The organism is Caulobacter sp. S45 (assembly GCF_009765965.1).
In the GTDB taxonomy this organism is placed as follows: domain Bacteria; phylum Pseudomonadota; class Alphaproteobacteria; order Caulobacterales; family Caulobacteraceae; genus CAHJWH01.
Genome location: NZ_LMUL01000017.1, coordinates 75,234 through 96,186, shown reverse-complemented (window position 1 = coordinate 96,186; position 20,953 = coordinate 75,234). Strand labels below are relative to the sequence as shown.

Here is a 20,953-nt window from a genome sequence, read left to right as displayed (position 1 = left end):
GCCCCTACCGGAACCTCGTGGCGAGTTTTAGCCCTTCAAAACCTGCAAAAGGGTTTCACCAAGCTTCGCCGGAGACGGAGAAACCTTGATACCCGCAGATTCCATGGCTGCGATCTTGTCTTCCGCGCCGCCCTTGCCGCCGGAGATGATGGCGCCGGCGTGGCCCATGCGGCGGCCCGGAGGCGCCGTGCGGCCCGCGATGAAGCCGGCCATGGGCTTCTTGCGCTTGGATTGCTTGATGAACTCGGCCGCTTCTTCTTCGGCGGAGCCACCGATCTCGCCGATCATGATGATCGACTCGGTCTTGTCGTCGGCCAGGAACATCTCGAGGATGTCGATGAACTCGGTGCCCTTCACCGGGTCGCCGCCGATGCCCACGGCGGTGGTCTGGCCGAGGCCGGCGTTGGTGGTCTGGAACACCGCCTCATAGGTCAGCGTGCCGGAGCGCGAGACCACGCCCACCGAACCGGCGGAGAAGATGTTGCCCGGCATGATGCCGATCTTGCACTGGCCCGGCGTCAGCACGCCCGGGCAGTTGGGTCCGATCAGGCGCGACTTGGAGCCCGACAGCGAGCGCTTCACCTTGACCATGTCTTCCACCGGTATGCCCTCGGTGATGCAGATGATCAGGCCGATCTCGGCGTCGATGGCCTCGAGGATGGAGTCGGCGGCGAAGGGAGGCGGCACGTAGATCACGCTGGCGTCGGCGCCCGTGCGCTCGCGCGCTTCGGCGACGGTGTCGAACACCGGCAGGCCGACATGGGTCATGCCGCCCTTGCCGGGGGTGACGCCGCCGACCATCTTGGTGCCGTACGCGATGGCCTGTTCGGAGTGGAACGTGCCCTGCGCGCCGGTGATGCCTTGGCAGATGACCTTGGTGTTGCTGTCGATCAGAATGGACACGGGCGCGCTCAAGCTCTCTCGTTCGCAGGCGCAGCATGCAGCGCCGTTGGCGGGGCTCGGATTAGCGCAGGATCGCCGCGGGGGAAACCCTATTCGGCGTTTTATGCGCCGTCATCGGCCAGAATGTATGACGGTATGACATTGGGCGCGCGACACGGCGGCCCGAAACGATGCTACGACCCCCGTCCCTGGACGGCCGCGACCTACTTGTCGGGCTGCGGGGTCTGGTAGGCGAACGCGGTCGCGCGGGGGGTGTTGATCAGCATCACCATCGCCAGGCCGCCGGCGTTCATCTTCGCGGTCGAGGCCTGGCCATGGAGGGCCGTCACCTGGTCGGTGGTCTTGTCCACCAGATAGACCGACGACTGGGCGTCCAGAAACACCGGCGCCCCCTTCAGCAGCGCCCGCTCGCTCGCGAGGCTGACGGCGTCGAACTGGGGCGTGGCGATGAAGCAGACCCGGACCCGTTTCGGGCCACCCTGGGCGAGCGCCGGCTCGCCCTCGCCGACCACCAGCAGGTGGGTTGTGGCGCCGACCGAATGCAGGCGGATCGCGTACTTGTTCAGCTTGGCGCCGCCCGGAACGGTGGGCGGCGTCGCATCGGCGGGAAGGGTCTTCCACCCCGCCGCGTCGGCCAGGGTCGTCGTGCGGGTCATCTCGCCCTTGGGCGCGACACAGAGTGTACGGAAATCATCGTCCAGGGTCTGGGCGCTCGCCGCGCCCGAAGCAGCGGCGGCCAGGACGGCGACAAATGGGATCAGACTAAAGAATCGCACGCATAGCCCCCGGCCTCGGTCGAGCTTAACAGGCCAGGGAACCGGCCGCACGTCGAGACGATGCGGCCGGCTTTTGCGTAGGACTAGGCGGCGGCGCGGACGGCGCTGACGATCTTCTCGGCCGCGTCGGACAGGTCGTTGGCGGCGATCACGTTCAGGCCCGAGGCGTTCAGGATGTCCTTGCCCTGCTGCACGTTGGTGCCTTCGAGGCGCACCACCAGCGGCACCTTCAGGCCAACTTCCTTCACCGCCGCGATCACGCCCTCGGCGATGATGTCGCAACGCATGATGCCGCCGAAGATGTTGACCAGGATGCCCTTCACGCTGGGGTCCGAGGTGATGATCTTGAAGGCCGCGGTCACCTTCTCCTTGCTGGCGCCGCCGCCCACGTCGAGGAAGTTGGCGGGCTCGGAACCGTACAGCTTGATGATGTCCATGGTGGCCATGGCCAGACCCGCGCCGTTGACCATGCAGCCGATCTCGCCGTCCAGCGTGATGTAGGACAGGTCGTACTTGGAGGCTTCGATCTCCTTGGCGTCCTCTTCCGACATGTCGCGCAGCTCGACGATATCCTTGTGGCGGAACAGGGCGTTGGAATCGAAGCTGATCTTGGCGTCGAGCACGCGGAGCTGCTGGTCGCCGGTGATGATCAGCGGGTTGACCTCCAGCATGTCCATGTCCTTGGCCACGAAGGCGGCGTAGAGCTGGCCGAGCAGCTTGTAGGCCTGCTTGGCCAGGTCGCCCTTCAGCTCGAGCGCCTCGGCCAGGGCGCGGCCATGGTGCGGGAACACGCCGGTGGCCGGGTCGATCTGGATGGTGATGATCTTCTCAGGGGTGTGGGTGGCCACCTCCTCGATGTCCATGCCGCCTTCGGTGGAGGCGACCACCGCCACGCGCGAGGTCGCACGATCGACGAGGAGCGAGATGTACAGCTCCTTCGCGATGTCGGCGCCTTCCTCGATATAGAGGCGGTTGACCTGCTTGCCGTGGGGGCCGGTCTGGTGGGTGACGAGCACGCGGCCGAGCATCTCCTCGGCGTTCTTGCGCACGTCCTCGACCGACTTCACGACGCGGACGCCGCCCTTGGCGTCGGGACCCAGGCCCTCGAACTTGCCCTTGCCGCGCCCGCCGGCGTGGATTTGCGACTTCACCACGAACACCGGGCCGCCCAGCTTCTTGGCGGCGTCCTCGGCTTCCTGGGCGGTGAAGGCGGGATAGCCTTGCGGGACCGGCGCGCCGAATTCCTTCAGGACGGCCTTGGCCTGGTGTTCGTGGATGTTCATGGGTCTGTGAACTCTGCTGCGCTCGCGATGCTGCGGGGGCTTATAGAGGACAGCCGTGCTGCGGCGCAACGCAGCGGCCACTTGATCTGGCGACTTAGGCGCGCATCTAGGCAGCCAACGCTGTCAAAGGGCGCGCGCAAGTGCGACTCGCGGCAGACTTCCTTTTCCTTGCGTAACAGCAGGTCCGCCCATGGCGCGCGACGGCGCGATCTACGTCTGCCAGGCTTGCGGCGCCGTCCACAACAAGTGGAACGGCCAGTGCACGGCGTGCGGCGCCTGGAACACCCTGGTCGAGGAGGTGTCATCCAGCCGCCCGCCCGGCGCGCTGGCCCCGGCCAAGTCCGGCAAGGTCCGGGGCGGACTGACCTTTGAGACCCTCGACGTCGAAACCCCCGCCCCGCCCCGCATCGTCACCGGCATGGAGGAATTCGACCGCGTCTGCGGTGGCGGCGTCGTGCCCGGCTCGGCCATCCTGCTCGCCGGCGACCCCGGCGTGGGCAAGTCCACCCTGCTGATGCAGGTTTGCGCGTCGGCCGCGATCAACGGGGCCAGCGTCGCCTATATCTCGGGCGAGGAGGCGATCGAGCAGGTCCGCGCCCGCGCCCAGCGGATGGGCCTGGGCCACGCCACGGTGAAGCTGGCCGCCGAGACGGCGCTGCGCGACATCGTCGAAGGGCTGAAGCGCGACGCCTTCGATCTGGTGGTGATCGACTCCGTCCAGACCCTGTGGAGCGACCAGCTCGAAGCCGGCCCCGGCTCGGTGGCCCAGGTGCGGGCGGCGGCGGGCGAACTGGTGCGGCTGGCCAAGAAGCGCCGCATCGCCGTGATCCTGGTCGGCCACGTCACCAAGGACGGCCAGATCGCCGGCCCCCGCGTGGTCGAGCACATGGTCGACGCGGTGCTCTCGTTCGAGGGCGAGCGCGGCTATCCCTTCCGCATTCTGCGTGCGGCGAAGAACCGCTTCGGCGCCACCGACGAGATCGGCGTGTTCGAGATGGGCGACGGCGGCCTGCGCGAGGTGAAGAACCCCTCGGCCCTGTTCCTCAATGACGGCGGCGAGCGGTCGGCCGGCGCCGCCGTGTTCGCCGGCATCGAAGGGTCGCGTCCGGTTCTGGTGGAGTTTCAAGCCCTTGTCGCTCCGTCCGCCTACGGAACGCCTCGCCGGGCGGTGGTCGGTTGGGATTCCGGGCGTCTGGCCATGGTCCTGGCGGTGTTGGAAGCGCGTTGCGGGCTTGGATTCGGGGATCGCGATGTCTACCTGAATGTCGCCGGTGGGTTGCGTATCACAGAGCCGGCGGCGGACCTCGCCGCAGCCGCGGCGCTGGCCTCCTCGGCCCTGGATCAGCCCTTGCCACAGGATTGCGTCGTCTTCGGTGAGATCAGCCTCTCGGGCGACGTCCGCGCGGTGGGCCGCACCGACTCGCGCCTGAAGGAAGCCGCCAAGCTCGGCTTCGCTCGCGCGCTGGCCCCCGGCCCGTCCGTCAGCGGTCCCGTCACCGTGGCCGGCGCGACGCGGTTGGCCGACGCCGTGCGACGAATTGGCGACGGTGATTGGCGATGAGACCTCGTCAGGCTACGGAGCGCCAATCGGAAAGCGCGCGTGAACCTGTTCGACCTCGCAGCCGGCCTCATCCTCCTCGTTTCCGCCATCGTCGGCTTCAGCCGGGGGGCGGTGCTGGAGCTGGTGACGCTGTTCGCCTTCACCATAGCGGCGGCGCTATCGGTCTATCTGCTGCCCTTCACTGCGCCGATCGCGCGCCATGGCGTCCATCCGGCCTGGGCGGCCAATGCGGTGGCGGTGATCATCGCCTTCCTGATCGCCTACATCGCACTGCGGGTGCTGGGCTCCTCGATCTCCAAGGCGCTGCGCAGCCAGGCGACGCTGGGGACTATCGACCGGGCGGTCGGGTTGGGCTTCGGCGTGGTCCGCGCGCTGGTGATCTTCGGCGTCTTCTACCTGATCTTCAACGCCACCCCGCTGGGCCATCCCCCCGCCCTGGTGACGCGCGCCCGGCTCTATCCGCTCTGCCGCGCCTCGGGCCAGACCCTGGCCACCCTGGCGCCGGGCAGCCTGCACAACATGTCGGGCCTGGGCCGAATCCTGAAGGATCGGGCCAGCAACGCGGCCTCCGACACCGATCCCGGCGCGGAGCAGAGCGGCGTCTCCGCCGTCCTGCCCCCGCCCCCCCCGCCCGACACCGATGCGCCCGCGCCACCCCCGCCCGAGCCGTCGCACCGCACTTTGCAAGTGATGACCGGCGAGCCGGAACGGCCGCATCATCATCGCCATGTTCATCCGTCCGAGCCGGTGGAGTGACCCTATGACGTCTCCTCGTCTGACTTCGCTAAGCGACGTGCAGGGTCATGTCCGAGAACCCGACGACGACCAGATGCGCCTGGAATGCGGCGTGTTCGGCGTGTGGAACGCCGCCGAGGCCAGTGCGGTCACAGCCCTCGGCCTGCACGCCTTGCAGCACCGGGGACAGGAGGCGTGCGGCATCGCCGCCTACGACGGCCAGCTGTTCCATACCGAGCGCCACATGGGCCATGTCGGCGAGGCCTTCTCGGGCAACGACCTCATGCATCGCCTGCCCGGCCGCTACGCTATCGGCCACACCCGCTACGCCACCGCCGGCGCCAGCGTGATCCGCAACGTCCAGCCGATGTTCGCCGACCTCGAGGCCAGCGGCATCGCCATCGCCCACAACGGCAACCTGACCAATTTCCGCGCCCTGCACGCCCAGCTTGTCACCGAGGGGTCGATCTTCCAGTCCACCTCCGACAGCGAGGTGATCCTGCATCTGGTGGCGCGCTCGCGCAAAGGCTCGATGGAGGCGCGGTTCATCGACGCCCTGTCCAAGATCGAGGGCGGCTACGCCCTGCTGGCCCTGACCAACGAGTGCCTGATCGGCGCCCGCGACCCGCTGGGCATCCGCCCGCTGGTGCTGGGCGACCTGAACGGCGCCTATGTGCTGGCGTCGGAAACCTGCGCGCTCGACATGATCGGGGCCAAGTTCGTGCGCGACATCGAGCACGGCGAGGTGGTGGTGATCTCCGGTCAGCGCACCATTCATTCCTCGCGGCCCTTCCCCGCCGCCCAGGCCCGTCCCTGCCTGTTCGAGTATGTCTACTTCTCCCGCCCGGACTCGGTGGTGAACGGCCGCTCTGTCTACGACGTGCGCAAGCGCATGGGCGCGCGGCTGGCCCAGGAGACCGGGGTGCCGGCCGACGTGGTGGTGCCCGTGCCCGACAGCGGCGTGCCCGCCGCCCTTGGCTTCGCCCAGGAGAGCGGCATCCCCTACGAGCTCGGCATCATTCGCAGCCACTATATGGGCCGCACCTTCATCCAGCCGAGCCAGGGCGTGCGCGAACTGGGCGTGCGCATGAAGCATAGCCCCAACCGCCAGGTGCTGGCCGGCAAGCGGGTGGTGCTGATCGACGATTCGGTGGTGCGCGGCACCACCTCGCTGAAGATCGTGCGCATGGTGCGCGAGGCCGGCGCCAAGGAGATCCACTTCCGCTCCGCCTCGCCGCCGATCAAGTGGCCGGACTTCTACGGCATCGACATGCCCGACCGCGACCGCCTGCTGGCCGCCACCAAGACCATGCAGGAGATGAAGGAGATGCTGGAGGTCGACAGCCTGGGTTTCCTATCGGTGGACGGCCTCTACTGGTCGATGGGCGTCGGCCAGCGCGATCCGGTGACGCCCCAGTTCACCGACCACTACTTCACCGGCGACTACCCCACCCGCCTGCTCGACCGCGAGATCGCCGAAGGCCGCAACGAACCCAACGAGCGCCAACTGTCGCTGCTGGTCAGCGCCTAGCCCCCTCCTCGCCTTACATGTCCTGTCATCCCGGCCGCAGCAGAGCGGAGAGCCGGGACCCAGGTGATCGCGCGCCGCCCCTGGGTCCCGGATAAGCGCTGACGCGCTTTCCGGGATGACAATGAAGGGGACGGGCGATAGCTCCTGCAAGCGCATCCCACCCGCACCAAGCCGCAGGCCCCGATGACCCTTCCCCCCCCCCTGCCCGCCGTGATGATCGAGCCGCTGGTGCGCGCCGCGCTGCTGGAGGACCTCGGCCGCGCGGGCGACCTGACCACCGACGCCATCGTGCCCGCGGACGCCACCGCCCGCGCGGCGCTCGCCGCCCGCGAGCCTGGCGTGGTCGCGGGCCTGGACGTGGCGATCATGGCCTTCCGCCTGATCGACCCGAACCTGAAGATCGAGGTATTGAAGGGCGACGGCTCGCGCATCGTCCCCGGCGACGACATCGCCATCGTCTCCGGCCCGGCGCGCGGCCTGCTCACCGGCGAGCGGGTGGCCCTGAACTTCCTTGGCCACCTGAGCGGGATCGCCAGCGGCACGGCCACCATCGCCGACGCCATCGCCCACACCCGCACCCGCGTCGCCGACACCCGCAAGACCACGCCCGGCCTGCGCGCCCTGCAGAAGCACGCCGTGCGGCTCGGCGGCGGCATGAACCATCGCTTCGGCCTGGATGACGCGGTGCTGATCAAGGACAACCACATCGCAGTCGCCGGCGGCGTGCGCCCCGCCATCGAACGCGCCCGCGCCTATGTCGGCCACCTGGTGAAGCTCGAGGTCGAGGTCGACACGCTGGCCCAGCTCGAACAGGTGCTGGCGATCGGGGTGGACGCCGTGCTGCTCGACAACATGGGACCAGACTTGCTGCGCCAGGCGGTGGCCATGGTCGCCGGCCGCGCCATCACCGAGGCCTCGGGCCGCATCACCCCCCAGACCGCCCCCGCCATCGCGGAAACCGGCGTCGACCTGCTCTCCGCCGGCTGGCTGACCCACAGCGCGCGGGTGCTGGATATCGGGCTGGACTACCGGGACTGACAGCTGTCCGCCCCTGCAAAGCGGGGGAGGAAAAGACTAAAGCGCTCGATTGATATGAGCAGATTACGCTTGTAATAGACAAAATCTACAAGTGTAGTCGTTCCATATCGTCATGAGAGCGCCCGGATGGAGCGACAGCGGCCCAGCCTTATGGACATCCTGGTCGCGGCGCTGGGGCTCTGCTGGCTGATCGCGGTCGTGGTGGAAGTGACCATCGATCAGATCGAGCTGGCGCCGCCGAGACCGCCCACCCCGGCCGAGACCGCAGCCGCCGCGCCGGCGGCTCACGCGGCATGGCGCGTCGTCTACGCCCGTCTGGTCCAGCGCCTGCCGCAGCAGCCCCTACCGCTTGAACTCGGTGCGGTGTGGTCCACGCGGAGGGGCCAAATCTGTGGGCTGGTCAATCGGTGGGACACGGGCGTCGACAACATGACGCCGTTCTACACCGTCAACCTACATCCGGTGTTCAGGCGCGAGGACGAGCACCGTTACATGCGGGTTTGGGACAAGTGCCGCTTCGACCAGTGGGTCCCGCTGCATTCCGGCAGCTACGACATGGGCATGTGCGCCACCCGGCTCGGCCGCAGGCTCTGCGCCCACGACGAGTTCCCATAGCCGCCGCGCAGGTGAGAAGAAGGCTAACTCACCGTCTTCAGACGCGCCGCCGCCGCCTTCAGCTTCTCCAGCGCGGCCTCGGCCTCGGCGAGCTTCTCGCGGTTCTCCTCCACCACCTCCGGCGGCGCACGGGCGACGAAGTCGGCGTTATCGAGCTTCCTGGCGATGCGGGCTACGTCCTGCTCCGCCGCCGCCAGGGCCTTGGCCAGGCGCGCCTTCTCGGCGGCGAGGTCGATGTATTCGGCCACCGACAGGGCGGCCGTCGCCTCGCCGGCCACGAACAGCACCGCGCCATGCGGGGTCGCGGGCGCCTCGCGCACGGCCTCCAGCCGGGCCAGGGTGCAGAGGCGGTCGCGATTGCGCTTCAGCCGCTCTTGCGTGAGCGGCCCCGCGCCCACCAGGACCAGCGGCGGCCGGGCGGAGGGCGGCACGTTCATCTCGGAGCGGATCGAACGCACCTCGCTGACCAGCCCGATCAGCCAGTCGATCTCGGCGGTGGCCGCCTCGTCAATCCATTCGCCGGACAGCGCCGGCCACTTGGCCTCGATCAGCAGGCCGTCGCGGCGGGGGCCGAACTCGGCGGTCTTGTCCCACAGCTCCTCGGTGATGAAGGGCGAAATGGGGTGCAGCAGGCGCAGGATCTGGTCGAGCGCCCAGGCGGCGGTGGCGCGGGTCTCGGCCTTGGCCCTCCCTTCGTCGCCGTTCAGGATCGGCTTGGCCAGCTCCAGATACCAGTCGCAGAACACGTTCCAGACGAAGCGGTAGAGCACGTTGGCCGCCTCGGCGAAGTCGGCCGCGTCCAGCGCCGCGCTGACCGCCTGGGCGGTCTTCACCGTCTCGCTGCGAATCCAGCGGTTGAGCGTTTCCTTGACCGCGGCCGGGTCGTAGGCGGCGTCTGGCGTGCACTCGTTCATCTGGCAGAAGCGTGCGGCGTTCCACAGCTTGGTGCCGAAGTTGCGATAACCCTCGATCCGGTTCTTCGACAGCTTGATGTCGCGCGCGCCCGACAGGATGGCCATGGAGAAGCGCAGGGCGTCCGCGCCCAGGTCGTCGATCACGTCCAGCGGGTCGATCACATTGCCCTTGGACTTGGACATCTTCTGCCCGCGCTCGTCGCGCACCAGGCCGTTGATGACCACGCGCTGGAACGGGACCTCGTCCATGAATTGGATGCCCATCATCATCATCCGGGCGACCCAGAAGAAGATGATGTCGAAGCCGGTGACCAGCGTCGAGGTCGGGTAGAACCGCTTCAGGTCCTGGGTCTCGTTCGGCCAGCCCAGGGTGGAGAACGGCCACAGGGCGGAGGAGAACCAGGTGTCGAGCACGTCCTCGTCCTGGCGCAGCTCGACATCGCGGCCGAGCTTGGCGCGCGCGGCGGCCTTGGCTGAGGCCTCGTCCTCGGCCACGAACACCTCGCCGTCGGGCGCGTACCAGGCCGGGATGCGGTGGCCCCACCAGAGCTGGCGCGAGATGCACCAGGGCTCGATGTTGCGCATCCACTCGAAGTAGGTCTTTTCCCAGTTCTTCGGCTCGAACACCGTACGCCCGTCCTCGACCGCGGCGATGGCGGGGGCGGCGAGCGTCTTGGCGTCGACGTACCACTGGTCGGTCAGGTAGGGCTCGATCACCGCGCCGGAGCGGTCGCCGTGGGGCTGGGCGATCACCCGCTCCTCGATCTGGCGCAGCAGGCCCAGCGCCTCGATCTCCTCGACCACCATCTTGCGCGCCGCGTAGCGGTCCACGCCCAGATAGCGCTCGGGGATCGGGCCGGCCATGCGGGCGCGCTCGTCCATGATCGAGATCATCGACAGGCCGTGGCGGGCCGCCACCTGGAAGTCGTTGAAGTCGTGCGCCCCGGTGATCTTCACCGCGCCCGAGCCCTTCTCGGGATCGGGATATTCGTCGGCGATGATCGGGATCAGCCGGTCGGCGATCGGCAGGCGGACCTGGCGGCCGACGAACCTGGTGTAGCGCGGATCGTCGGGATGCACCGCGACCGCGCCGTCGCCCAGCATCGTCTCGGGCCGGGTGGTGGCGATGACGATCTCGCTGACCCCGTCGATGGGCTCGCCCTCCAGCGGATAGGCGAAGTGCCACATCTTGCCCTGCACCTCGCGGGTCTCGACCTCCAGGTCGGAGATGGCGGTCTGGAAGTGCGGGTCCCAGTTCACCAGCCGCTTGTCGCGATAGATCAGGTTGGCCTTGTGCAGCTCGACGAACACCTTGCGCACCGCGCGCGACAGGCCCTCGTCCAGGGTGAAGCGCTCGCGGCTCCAATCGCAGGACGCGCCCAGCCGCCGGAGCTGTTGGGTGATGGTCCCGCCCGACTGCGCCTTCCAGGCCCAGATGCGCTCGACGAAGGCGTCGCGGCCCATCTCGCGGCGGCCGACATTGCCCTCGGCGGCGAGCTGCCGCTCCACCACCATCTGGGTGGCGATGCCGGCGTGGTCGGTGCCCGGCAACCAGAGCACCGCGTGGCCCCTCATGCGGTGATAGCGGGCCAGGATGTCCTGCAGCGTGTTGTTCAGCGCATGGCCGATGTGCAGCGAGCCGGTCACGTTGGGCGGCGGGATCACCATGCAGAACGGCGTCGCGTGGGAATCGCGGCTCAGGACGTGCTCGGGACGAAAGGTGCCGGACGCCTCCCAGGTCGCATACAGGCGGGGTTCGGCGGATTTCGGGTCGAAAGTCTTGTCGAGCATGATGGGGGTCGGAAAAGCGCGATGCACGTACGGCTGGCAAGCGAAATCGGCGTTGGCGAGCGAACGTCGCGAGGGTCAGCGTCGAGACGGGGCTGGGCCCGTCGCTTTGGACGCAAAGCCCTGCGCCCCATGAGGCGACGCAGGGTCGAGACAGGCGGGCGGATGCGCCCCGGCCTCAGTAGTCGTGGCGGCGGGCGATCCGTTCCACCTCGGCCTGGACCCGGGCTTCCACGATGGCGGTGAGGTGTCGGTCGAGCCAGTCGCTCAGCATCGGCCGCAGCAGTTCGCGCACCACGTCCTCCAGGTTGCGGCCATCCTTGGGCATGGTCACGGTGCGGGCGAGCGCGCCGAAATGGCTGGCGCTGCTGTCCGCCACCGAACCGCCGACCAGCGGCTCCTCGTGCGCCGGCGAAGATGTGCTGTAGGCGGGCGTCGCCGCGACCGCGGCGGGTTTGCTGGAGAAGACATCGAGATCGCCAACCGTCTCCTCGAAGTGCGGCGCCTGGGCTATCGGCTCGGGCGCGACGTAGGCCGTCGGCGGGTCGAGCGGCTCGGTCAGCTCCAGCACGTCGTCCTCGTCGTGCAGGATGCTCGGCGGCGGCACATGGACCGGCGCCGGCGCGGGCTCGGCCTGCAACGGCGGCACATGGCTCTCCGAGGGCGCCGCAGCGGCCGGCGCATCGTCTTCGGAGATGATCCGGCGGATGGAGGCGAGAATTTCCTCCATCGTCGGTTCCTGGGCGTTGGTGTCGGACATGGGCGACCCGCGATTTCGAGAGAATCTGAGTTAGAGCCTAAGCCGCCCGCGTCCATCCCGCAATGTGGCTGAGATCATCAACCGGGATCGGCCCACATGCGCAGCAGGCGCATCTGCACGTGCTGCATCCGGGTGTAGTTCTCCCAGCTCATGCCGAGCCCTTCGAGCGCCGCGACCTCGTTGAGATCGTACAGAAGTTCACGCCGCGCCCGGTCGGCGATACGGCTTTCGATGAAGGTCAGCCCGACCACCCGCTCGCCGGCGGTGACGGCCGTCACCTCGTGCAGGGTGTCGGAAGGGTAGATCACCGCCGAACCCGCCGCGCCCTTGATCCGCACCTGCTGGGTTCCAAGCCGCACCACCAGTTCGCCGCCTTCGTAGGCCCCGGGCGGCGAGATGAAGATGGTGCAGGACAGGTCCGAGCGCAGGGGCCGCTCGCCGATGGGCAGGAACGCCGAATCGGAATGGGCGCCGTAGGCGTTGCCCGGCGGGTAGCGGGTCAGCATCGGCGGCGCCATGATCTTGGGGAAGGCCGAGTTGCGGAAGTCCTCGTGGCGCTGCAACGCCTCGGCCATCAGCCGCGAAGTCTCCCGGTAGAGCGGATCGCCATAGCCGAGCTGCAGGTTGTTCTTCACCTTGGAATGCGGGTTGGTGATGCGCCCGTCGATGAAGCTGCCGGTGCGCGCCGCCTGCTGCAGGTGCGCCAGTTCCGGCGGCGTGAGGAGATCGGCGATTTCCAGGAACATGAGCGGGTCCGCCTCGGCAGGATCAGGCTAGAGCATTTTTGATTCGAAACAAAAATGCTCATATTCTTTAATAGTTAGAGCATGATAGTCGCCGAAACCGGCGTCCACTTTCGGCTATCCTGCTCTAGCGAGCGGGGACGGTCGCCGCAACCGGTCGGGCGGCGGCAGCGGCGCGGCGCAGGGCCGCCAGCGCCAGGGGATGCGCATGGGCCATGCGCTGCAGCCAGTCCATGCCCGCGCGCACCTCGACTCCATGTTCCTGCTCGGCCTGGGCCTGGACCTGGCGGCGGAGATCGGCGTCGTAGGCGTGCTCCGGCCCCTTGGAGTAGCGCCGCATCAGGGGACCGCGAACCAGGCCGTCGACGAAATCCGCCTGCGTCTCCGCGCCCAGATGGGTGAAAGCGGCCCCGAGGCTCGTCGCCGAATCGGACAGGAAGCGGTCGAAGTCGATCCAGAGCACGCGCGGGCCATGGCGCTCGGCGGCGGCGTGCAGCGCCAGGGTCTCGCATAGCCAACTCATGGCGATCTGTTCGCCCTCGGAGCGGATCACGACCGCCGCCGCCAACCGACGTTCCAGGCGCGCCAGGCGTTGGGGGACCATGAAGGCGATCTCCTCGCGCGAACCTGGGCCGCCGAGGATGCCGCGAAGATAGCTCGGCGGCGTCACGCCCATGGCGATCGCCCGCGCCTCGGGGTCGCGCACGAGCAGGTCCTCCGCCATTTCGGAAATGAAGCTGGTGGCCTTGATCAGCGCGGTCTGCTCCGGGCGCCAGGTGCGGGAGAACAGGCGCATCAGCGTGTCGAGCCGCGCCTCCGCTTCGAGCGAGGGCGTCGGCCACACCGCCGCCAGCGGACGCAACAGGGCCGGCTCGCGCAGGCTGAACACCCGGGGATGCTCGCCCAGCAGGCGCGCCATCAAGGTCGAACCCACATGGCCGATATGGAAGACGAAGTCGGCGCGCCGAGGCAGGCCTGCGACCGCCTCCGCCACCTCGGTCCACGGGCGCTGATCCTCGACCATCCCCGGCCCGCTCAACCGCTCATCCAGGAAGCTGGCGCGGACGTAGTCCCCCTCCTCCAGCCGGATCGACCGGACGTCCGCGCCGTGGTCTTGGATCGGATAGAGGGCCGGCGAAGCGGCGATATCGAGGATGGCGCTCAAGCGGCGGGATAACCGAAACGCTCGACCCACGGCTGCAGGATCGGCAGCACTGGGGCCATCGGTTCGGCATAGGCGCGCCATTGGGCCATGCCTTCGCGATACAGGCCGCGCCGGACCTGGCTGGCGCTGGGCGTGCGCACGTCGCGCCGCTTGGCGGTCTCGGCGAAGTCGCGCATGGCCTTGTCCCACTTCACGTCGAGGAAGGCGCAGATGGACTTGGCCTCGGCGTCGAAATCCTCGATCAGGTCTTCATGGCGGTGCACCTGCCAGGCGAGGGACAGCTTCTCGCGGTAGACCTCCGCCAGGCCCATGGTCCCGGCGTAGAACCGCGACAGGTCTTCCAACTCGGTGAAGGCGTACAGGGCGCCGTTGACCACGAAGCGGCGGCGGAAACAGCTCAGCACCACGTCGCGCGGGTCGCGACGGGCGAACAACACCTTGGCGTCGGGGAACAGCTTGGCGATGTAGGGTAGCCAGAGCGTGGCCAGCGGCAGTTTATCGACGAACACCTTGCCTGCGGGATCGATCCCACATTCGGCCACTCGCTTCCAGTAGTCCGCGCGAAGCCGATCGGCGGCGGGTCCATCCAGATCGGCCAGCCGGTCGAGGTCCTCGGCGGTGAAGAAGAAGGCGCCCACATCGCCAAGCGTGGGGCGTTCCTCAAGCGCGACGATCTTGGGATGGCTCGCCAGCACCTGCTCCAGCAGGGTGGTCCCCGAACGCGGAAAGCCGACCAGGAACACATGGCCCAGGACGTCCGGCCCCTTGCCGGGCTCGCCCGGCGCGCCCGCCCACGCTGCGGGATCGGCCGCCTCGAAATAGGCGCCCAGCCGTTCGGTCAGCGCGACCCCGCCCTCGACCCCATCGCGACCGAAGGTGGACTGATGGGCGTGGCGCAGCAGGCGATTGGCGGCGGCGTAGGCGGGGAAGGCCTCCGCCGCGCGGCCCTGAGTATCGAGCGCGTCCGCGAGCATGCGCTGGGCGGAGGCTTCGTGCAGGGGCGCGAGGCCGCCCTGCTGCAGCAGGGGCGCGAGGCGGGCGACGACGGCGGCGGTGTCACCCTCATGCTGCTCCAGGGTCGCCAGGCTCAGGGTGGCGGCCGACTGATAGGGATCCAGCGCCAGGGCGCGTTCCGCATGCGCGCGCACCGCGGTCCAGTCCTGCCGCTGCACCGCCAGCGCGGCCAGGGCGCCGAGGGGGTCGGGATACTGGGGTTCCAATCGGGACGCCGTCTCCTGGCTGGCCCACGCGCCCTCGGGATCGCCCAGCATCTCGAGCGCCAGACCACGGCCGTTATGGGCCGGCGCGTAGCTCGGGAGCACGGAGATGGCGACGTCGAAGGCGCGCAGGGCCTCGTCGGCCCGTCCCTGCTTGGAGTAGTTGCGCCCGATGGCGTTCAGGATGGTGGGATCGGCGGGGGCGAGCCGGAACGCCCGGTCCAGCAGGTCCATCGCCTCGACCAGCCGCCCCTCCAGCTCCAGGCTGTAGGCGCAGAGGTTCAACAGCAGCGGCGCCTCCACACCCTGCGCCAGGGCGGCTTGCGCCAGCGTGACCGCACGGGTGGTGTCTCCCGCCGCAAGCGCCGCGTGGACGGCGGGCATGACATCGCCGCCGGACGACGCCATGCGCTTATTGGAAGTCTTGCTCATACCCACCGCTCTAGACACAACGCCCTACGGCTTCGCAGGCCGCCTTCGCACCCAACGTATCGCCGGTCGCCGCCCGCCACAAACAAGAAGGCGTCCCCTGACACACAGTCGTCTCGGCTTCTGCTTGCTGGGCGGCTTGGTCATGGGCATCACTCTGGGCGAGTGGAACGAGGAAGATGATGCAGGACGCATCCAACCCGATCGTGGCGGACTCCGATCGCCTGCGCGAGATCAAGAGCACGATCCAGCGCGGCGACGTGGACGGCGCGATCCGCCTGGCGCGCGCGGCCCTCGAAGCCGGCCAGCGCCATCCGCTGTTGTTCAACCTGCGCGCGCTCTGGCTGGAGCGTGAAGGACGCGACGAGGAAGCGCTGGCCGACCTCGCGCTCGCCGTGTCGCTGGCCCCCGAAGATCCGATCGTGCGCAACGCCTACGGATTGTGCTTGGAGAAGCACGATCGACTGGAAGAGGCGCTTGCGGCCTATCGCGCCGCCACGGACCTCAACGCCGGTTTCGCGCCGGCCTTCTTCAATCTTGGCCGGGCGCTGGAAGGGGCCGGCGAATTGATCGCGGCGGAGGCGGCGTTCGAACGGGTTGCGGCGCTGGACCCCCGCAGCGCCGAACCGCTGGGGCGGCTGGCGATGATCGCATCCCGGCGGGGGGATTGGCCCCGCGCGCGCGCCTATACCCTACGTACCCTGGCGATCGATCCGAACCAGCCCCTGGCGAAGCGCGCCATGATCGCCGCGGACATGGAAGTGCGGGACTATCCCGGCGCCGAGGCCAAGATCGACGCCCTGCTGGCCGATCCGCGCCTAGGTCCGTTCGAGCGCCGTCTCGCCTATGGCCTGCGCGCCGATCTTCGCCACGCCCAGCACAGATATCCGGACGCCTTTGCGGCCTACGCCGAAAGCAACCGGTGCGCGCAAGTCGCGGATGGCGGCAAGGTCGCGAAAGGCCGGACGGGGCTGGACGCCGCCCGTTGGACCGAGGCCTACTTCTCCACAGCTTCGCGCTGGGAACCGGTGGGGACCCCGCCCATTCGAACGCCCGACGAACCGGTGATCCACGCCTTCCTGATGGGTTTCCCGAGGTCTGGCACGACCTTGCTGGAACAGGTTCTGGCGTCCCATCCCTCCGTCGTCAGCCTGGAGGAAAAGGAGACGCTGGTGGACTCCGCCCTCCTGTTCATGACGGGGAGCAGCGGCCTCGACCGCCTTCGACGGCTCGGCCACGGGCAACGCGACGAACTGCGACAGGCCTACTGGAACAGGGTCCGCGCCCACGGGATCGAGCCGAGTGAAAAGACCCTGATCGACAAACTTCCATTCAACGCGCTGAAATTACCGATCATCACTCGCTTATTCCCGGAAGCCAAAATCCTGTTCGCACTGCGGGACCCAAGGGATGTCGTGCTGAGCTGCTTTCGTCAACAGTTCCGGGTCGCTCCGTACACCATCGATTTACTGGACACGGAGCGCGGCGCAACTTTCTACGCGGCATATATGAGCGCTGCGATGCTGTGTCTTGAAAAGCTTCCGCTGGACGTACACTTCACCCGCCACGAAGATCTAGTCGACGATTTTGATCGCCGCACGCGAGAGATCTGCGATTTCATCGGGCTGGATTGGTCGGCGGATATGCGAAACTTCACACAGGGGCCGCACCTGCAGACCCATGCGATCGCGACGCCAAGCGCGCTGCAGGTGGCGAAGGGCTTGAACCGCAGTGGGTTTGGGACTTGGCGCCGATACAAGGATCAGTTGGCTGCGGCCCTTCCGATCCTGCGTCCTTGGGTGGAGCGGTTCGGCTATTCCGAAGAATAAAGCTTCCAGGCCCCATCCACATCGCGGGTGCAGCCAGACCCGAACAAATAAAAGGCGGCGATCCGAAGATCGCCGCCCCAGTTCTTTGCCAGATCGTAGTCTTAGAAGTCGGCGGTGATGCCGAAGAAGAATTCCCGACCCAGGGCGTCGTACAGGCCCGGATAGGTATTGCCGTTGCCGTACGGAGGACCCGCGAGGCCAAGGTAGCTGGAGTCGGTGACCGGCGCGTTGTTGTCGAACACGTTGTTGACCCCGAAGCGAGCGGTCAGGCCGTCCTTGATCCGGTAGGTCGCCGACAAGTCCATGTACTGCATCACAGGGAGCTTGGCGTCCGCCGTATCGTCGAACGCATTGAGGAACGGATTGGCGGAGTTGCCCTCGTAACGCAGGCTATCCACGAAGCGCCATTGCACCGAGACCGTAAGCGGGTAAGGCGTGGTCCAGGTCAGGCGCGCCTTGTGCCTCCAGCGAGGAATGGGCGCGGTCGCGCCGGCCGAGGTCGGACCATAGTAACCGACGGTGTTGAACACACCGCCGCCCGACACGGGCTGCTCGAGCGACTCGTAGGTGTAGGTGCCCTCGAAGTTGAAGGCCAACCCGCCGTAGTCCGGCAGGCCCCAGTCGGTGAACCGGGTGTGGTAGTTGCCTTCCACATCGACGCCTTCGGTGCGCAGGAAGCCGGAGTTGGTTTCCGTGGCGTTCACGAAGCCGGTCTGGCCGAAGATGATGCCGCTGGTCGGATCGCGGTTGATGAGGCCGCAGAAGGTGGGGCTGCCGGTCTGGATACACTGGGTGACCGTGCTGTTGGCCCCGCCGAAGCCCGCCTGGATGATGTTCTTCACATCGATGTCGAACCAGTCGACGGTCAGGGTGAAGCCACGCAGGAAGGACTGGGTCGGCGTCCAGACCGCACCCAGGGTGAAGGTGTCGGCCTTTTCCGGTTGCAGGTTCGCGTTGCCGCCGGTGAGCTGGCTGCACTGACCCGCCGGGCACTGGGAGATATTGCCATATTGGGCCGTCGACACGCCGGTCTTGGCGCACTGGGCGAGCGAAGCGGTCGGCGTGGCGCCGGCGCAGGGATCGACGCCGGTGTACAGGCCGACCGACTTGGGTCCGAACAACTCGTTGACGTTCGGGGCCCGGACGGCGCGGTTGTAGCCGCCGCGGAAGGCGATATCGCGGTTCACCGCATATTGAAGCTGGGCTTCGTAGGTGTTGGTGATCCCCGCCGTCGAATAATCCGAGAAGCGGTACGCGCCGTCGAACGACAGGTTCTTGACGAACGGCCGGTCCTGAACCAGCGGCACCCGGACTTCGCCGTACAGTTCATAGACGTCGAACGAACCCGAGTTGCTGAGGTGCGGACCGCCCTGGCCGGCGAGGTCGCCGGAAGAGAATTCCTCATCCGTGTTCAGGACCAGGTTCTCACGACGATATTCCGCGCCGAACGCCACGCCGATACCGTCGCTGGCGAACGGGCTCTTCAGTCCGTACTGGCCCAGGTCCCCGTTGACCGAGGCGCTGGCCACCTGCTCGGTGGTGTTGCCTTCCTCGAAGCCCGGGACGGCCGTGTAGGCGATGGCGGCGGGCGAGATCCCGTTAGCCTTGAAGATGTTGATGGGCACGCAGCCAGCCTGGCCGCCGGCGCAGGCGCCGGTGGCCGGATTGACCAGCAAACCATTCTGGAAGCGTGAGACGGAGGCGTCGTTTTGGTATTCCTCGCTCAGGATCGACGTGCCGTATTGCAGGTAGGCGTCGTAGTTCCAGCCTTGGCCAAGATCGCCGCGCGACCCGATGTCGATCTTGTACTCGGTGTGGCGAAGATCGTCCTGGCGCGGACCGGCGTTGATGTCGCGATAGCCGACCAGCGCATTCGCGAGGTTCGAAGTCCCGGCCAGGGAACCGCAGAGCGCGGAGGCCTGTGAGGCCGACAGGAGCGGATTGTTACAGTTGATCGCCAGCGTGCTGCCGCCATTGGCGCCGGTGCCGGCGAAGGCGCCGCTGGGCGCGATCTGGGCCACGGTGCGGTCGTCGCTGAACATGAAGTCCGAATACAGGTCGAACATCTTGTTCACCTGGTAGTGCGCGAGGAAGCCGCCGCGGTAGGCGTCGTCCGTACGCTGGAAGTAGTTCAGCGGACCAAAGTTGTAGGCGAGGGCGTTGTTGTACGGAACGAAGGTTCCCGGCGTCGTGCCATTGGAGAGCGTGGCCGTGTTGACGCCCAAGGCCTGCAGACCAGCGGTGGAATTGGCAAGCACGGTTCCCGTTGGCGAGGTGATCGACTGAACGCCGAACCGGCCGTTGGGGTTGTTGCTCGAGCCGATACAGGCGTGGGTGTCGTAGATATTCGCGCCCGACGCATTGGTCTTGCCGGACGGGGTGGTGCCGAGGCCGCAGGCGCTGCCCAGGCGGTTGTTCTGGGTGACCGGCGCCAGGTTGCGATATTCGACATAGGCGGTGACGTTGCCCTTGTCGTCCGGCGTGTTGGCGCCGAACAGCGCGGTCACGTCGATCTTACGTCCGTCCACGGTGCTGCCGGGGATGCCGATCTTGGTCGCCGCGGTCTGGTTGTAGTTGTTGATGGCGTTGCGGACGCTGTCGTTGCCGCTGTTGTCGGTCTGGAAGAAGCCGCCCTGGGCGTCGAGTTGCACGCCCTGGAAGTCGTGCTTCAGCACGAAGTTGACGACGCCGGCGACGGCGTCCGAACCGTAGATGGCCGAGGCGCCGCCGGTGGTGACTTCAACCCGGTCGACGAGTTGGGCCGGAATGACGTTCAGGTCGGCGGCGGGCAGGGTCGGGTCGCCCGGCATCAGGCGACGGCCGTCCACCAGGACCAGGGTGCGCGTCGGGCCAAGGCCGCGAAGGTCGGCGGTCGCGGTGCCGGTGGCGCCGTTGGCGATCTGGCTGGTTTGGCCGGAGACGGCCGCAGGAAGGTTGTTGATCAGGTCTTCGACGTTGGTCGTGCCTTCGAGCTTGATTTCCTGGCTGTTGACCACGGTCAGCGGGCTGACGCTGGTCAGGCCGGGCTGCGGGATGCGCGAGCCGGTGACGACCACTTCCTTCACCTGGGTGGAGGCGCCGTCGGCGCTCGTCGCCGGCGTCGGGACGCTGTCGTTGCCACCCGTCGGGCCGACAGGTTGGGCGCCGGACACCGGCGCGGATTGGATCGCCTGAGCGAAGGCTTGTCCGGTAGTGGCCGCAGCGAAGGCGCCGACGATGACCGTCGACGCGAGCAGGCGCTCGCGCATGGATCTGATTTTCAAGTTCATCCCCTCCGGAGCGGCCGGGCGTCAGCCTCCAGCCTACTCACGATGTGAAAACGCCCCCGTCGGGTTACCCGCCGGTTGGTCGAAATAGAGGCTTTCATACGGCAGGGGGTCAATTCAAGTTACTGAACTAACCGATGTTTGACGCGCGCCTGTCGCATCGTTGCCACAGCACGGTCACACCAAGCCCGCAATTAAGGCGCGAGGCTGAACGGGTAGGCACAATAGACTGTATTTCGTATACTTAATCATGTTTCAAATAAGGCAAAATGTGTCTGCCAGTTCAAATTTTCCCTTGCCGCCTCCGGCTGAGCCCACAACGCACAAAGAAGAGGCGTTCTAGCGCGCACATTGCACCGGCGCGCGCGATAGCGAACGGGGGTTCGGCCACACTTTTCGT

At 67.5% G+C, this 20,953-nt stretch carries 15 protein-coding genes; 6 read left to right on the top strand and 9 right to left on the bottom strand.

The genetic code is table 11. The features are described from left to right. Positions 1-27: 27 nt before the first annotated feature. The 3 genes from sucD to sucC form a co-directional block, all read right to left on the bottom strand. Positions 28-903: a succinate--CoA ligase subunit alpha gene (gene sucD, locus GSQ87_RS20205; protein WP_158918752.1), complete on the bottom strand. Its 876-nt coding sequence runs from the start codon at positions 901-903 to the stop codon at positions 28-30. A 203-nt stretch (positions 904-1,106) separates the two neighbouring features. Further along, complete coding sequence (locus GSQ87_RS20200) at positions 1,107-1,679, bottom strand: hypothetical protein (protein ID WP_158918121.1); 573 nt, start codon at positions 1,677-1,679, stop codon at positions 1,107-1,109. 83 nt (positions 1,680-1,762) lie between these two features. Next, complete coding sequence (gene sucC / locus GSQ87_RS20195) at positions 1,763-2,962, bottom strand: ADP-forming succinate--CoA ligase subunit beta (RefSeq protein ID WP_158918119.1); 1,200 nt, start codon at positions 2,960-2,962, stop codon at positions 1,763-1,765. A gap of 190 nt (positions 2,963-3,152) precedes the next feature. On the opposite strand from sucC, the gene radA reads away from it, so the two are divergent. The 5 genes from radA (at position 3,153) to GSQ87_RS20170 (ending at position 8,442) form a co-directional block, all read left to right on the top strand. Continuing rightward, positions 3,153-4,523: a DNA repair protein RadA gene (gene radA / locus GSQ87_RS20190; protein WP_158918117.1), complete on the top strand. Its 1,371-nt coding sequence runs from the start codon at positions 3,153-3,155 to the stop codon at positions 4,521-4,523. A gap of 39 nt (positions 4,524-4,562) precedes the next feature. After that, positions 4,563-5,279 (top strand): CvpA family protein, encoded by a 717-nt coding sequence (locus tag GSQ87_RS20185; RefSeq protein WP_158918115.1) that lies wholly within the window; start codon positions 4,563-4,565, stop codon positions 5,277-5,279. 4 nt (positions 5,280-5,283) lie between these two features. Next, entirely contained in the window at positions 5,284-6,789 is a 1,506-nt protein-coding gene (gene purF, locus GSQ87_RS20180) for an amidophosphoribosyltransferase (RefSeq protein ID WP_158918113.1), read from the top strand. Positions 6,790-6,972: 183 nt separating this feature from the next. After that, complete coding sequence (nadC, locus tag GSQ87_RS20175; protein WP_158918111.1) at positions 6,973-7,827, top strand: carboxylating nicotinate-nucleotide diphosphorylase; 855 nt, start codon at positions 6,973-6,975, stop codon at positions 7,825-7,827. A gap of 126 nt (positions 7,828-7,953) precedes the next feature. Next, positions 7,954-8,442 (top strand): hypothetical protein, encoded by a 489-nt coding sequence (locus GSQ87_RS20170; protein ID WP_158918109.1) that lies wholly within the window; start codon positions 7,954-7,956, stop codon positions 8,440-8,442. A 23-nt stretch (positions 8,443-8,465) separates the two neighbouring features. Here the strand turns inward: GSQ87_RS20170 and GSQ87_RS20165 are convergent, their stop codons facing one another. The 5 genes from GSQ87_RS20165 to GSQ87_RS20145 all read right to left on the bottom strand — a co-directional run bounded on the left by GSQ87_RS20165 (position 8,466) and on the right by GSQ87_RS20145 (position 15,461). Next, positions 8,466-11,147: a valine--tRNA ligase gene (locus GSQ87_RS20165; RefSeq protein WP_158918107.1), complete on the bottom strand. Its 2,682-nt coding sequence runs from the start codon at positions 11,145-11,147 to the stop codon at positions 8,466-8,468. Between the two features lie 175 nt (positions 11,148-11,322). Beyond that, positions 11,323-11,904, bottom strand: a complete 582-nt coding sequence (locus GSQ87_RS20160) for a DUF2497 domain-containing protein (RefSeq protein WP_158918105.1) — start codon at positions 11,902-11,904, stop codon at positions 11,323-11,325. A 77-nt stretch (positions 11,905-11,981) separates the two neighbouring features. After that, the gene (locus tag GSQ87_RS20155; RefSeq protein ID WP_158918103.1) at positions 11,982-12,650 is read right to left on the bottom strand and encodes a Fe2+-dependent dioxygenase; all 669 of its coding nucleotides are present in this window, start codon (positions 12,648-12,650) and stop codon (positions 11,982-11,984) included. A 124-nt stretch (positions 12,651-12,774) separates the two neighbouring features. Next, entirely contained in the window at positions 12,775-13,812 is a 1,038-nt protein-coding gene (locus GSQ87_RS20150; RefSeq protein WP_158918101.1) for a hypothetical protein, read from the bottom strand. After that, the gene (locus tag GSQ87_RS20145; protein WP_158918099.1) at positions 13,809-15,461 is read right to left on the bottom strand and encodes a sulfotransferase; all 1,653 of its coding nucleotides are present in this window, start codon (positions 15,459-15,461) and stop codon (positions 13,809-13,811) included. The genes GSQ87_RS20150 and GSQ87_RS20145 overlap by 4 nt, the downstream gene beginning before the upstream one ends. 176 nt (positions 15,462-15,637) lie before the next feature. Here GSQ87_RS20145 and GSQ87_RS20140 point away from each other — a divergent pair, with 176 nt between their 5' ends. Further along, positions 15,638-17,287, top strand: coding sequence for a sulfotransferase family protein (locus GSQ87_RS20140; RefSeq protein ID WP_158918097.1), 1,650 nt, complete (start codon positions 15,638-15,640; stop codon positions 17,285-17,287). A gap of 101 nt (positions 17,288-17,388) precedes the next feature. Here the strand turns inward: GSQ87_RS20140 and GSQ87_RS20135 are convergent, their stop codons facing one another. After that, positions 17,389-20,550 carry a TonB-dependent siderophore receptor gene (locus tag GSQ87_RS20135; protein ID WP_158918095.1) on the bottom strand — a complete coding sequence of 1,054 codons (3,162 nt, stop codon included), beginning with the start codon at positions 20,548-20,550 and terminating at the stop codon, positions 17,389-17,391. Between the last annotated feature and the right edge of the window lie 403 nt (positions 20,551-20,953).

Excerpts from the sequence above, each read along its gene's own strand:
- sucC (WP_158918119.1), bottom strand. The coding sequence starts at position 2,962 with ATGAACATCCACGAACACCAGGCCAAGGCCGTCCTGAAGGAATTCGGC.
- radA (WP_158918117.1), top strand. The coding sequence starts at position 3,153 with ATGGCGCGCGACGGCGCGATCTACGTCTGCCAGGCTTGCGGCGCCGTC.
- purF (WP_158918113.1), top strand. The coding sequence starts at position 5,284 with ATGACGTCTCCTCGTCTGACTTCGCTAAGCGACGTGCAGGGTCATGTC.
- nadC (WP_158918111.1), top strand. The coding sequence starts at position 6,973 with ATGACCCTTCCCCCCCCCCTGCCCGCCGTGATGATCGAGCCGCTGGTG.
- GSQ87_RS20170 (WP_158918109.1), top strand. The coding sequence starts at position 7,954 with ATGGAGCGACAGCGGCCCAGCCTTATGGACATCCTGGTCGCGGCGCTG.
- GSQ87_RS20165 (WP_158918107.1), bottom strand. The coding sequence starts at position 11,147 with ATGCTCGACAAGACTTTCGACCCGAAATCCGCCGAACCCCGCCTGTAT.
- GSQ87_RS20160 (WP_158918105.1), bottom strand. The coding sequence starts at position 11,904 with ATGTCCGACACCAACGCCCAGGAACCGACGATGGAGGAAATTCTCGCC.
- GSQ87_RS20155 (WP_158918103.1), bottom strand. The coding sequence starts at position 12,650 with ATGTTCCTGGAAATCGCCGATCTCCTCACGCCGCCGGAACTGGCGCAC.
- GSQ87_RS20145 (WP_158918099.1), bottom strand. The coding sequence starts at position 15,461 with ATGAGCAAGACTTCCAATAAGCGCATGGCGTCGTCCGGCGGCGATGTC.
- GSQ87_RS20140 (WP_158918097.1), top strand. The coding sequence starts at position 15,638 with ATGATGCAGGACGCATCCAACCCGATCGTGGCGGACTCCGATCGCCTG.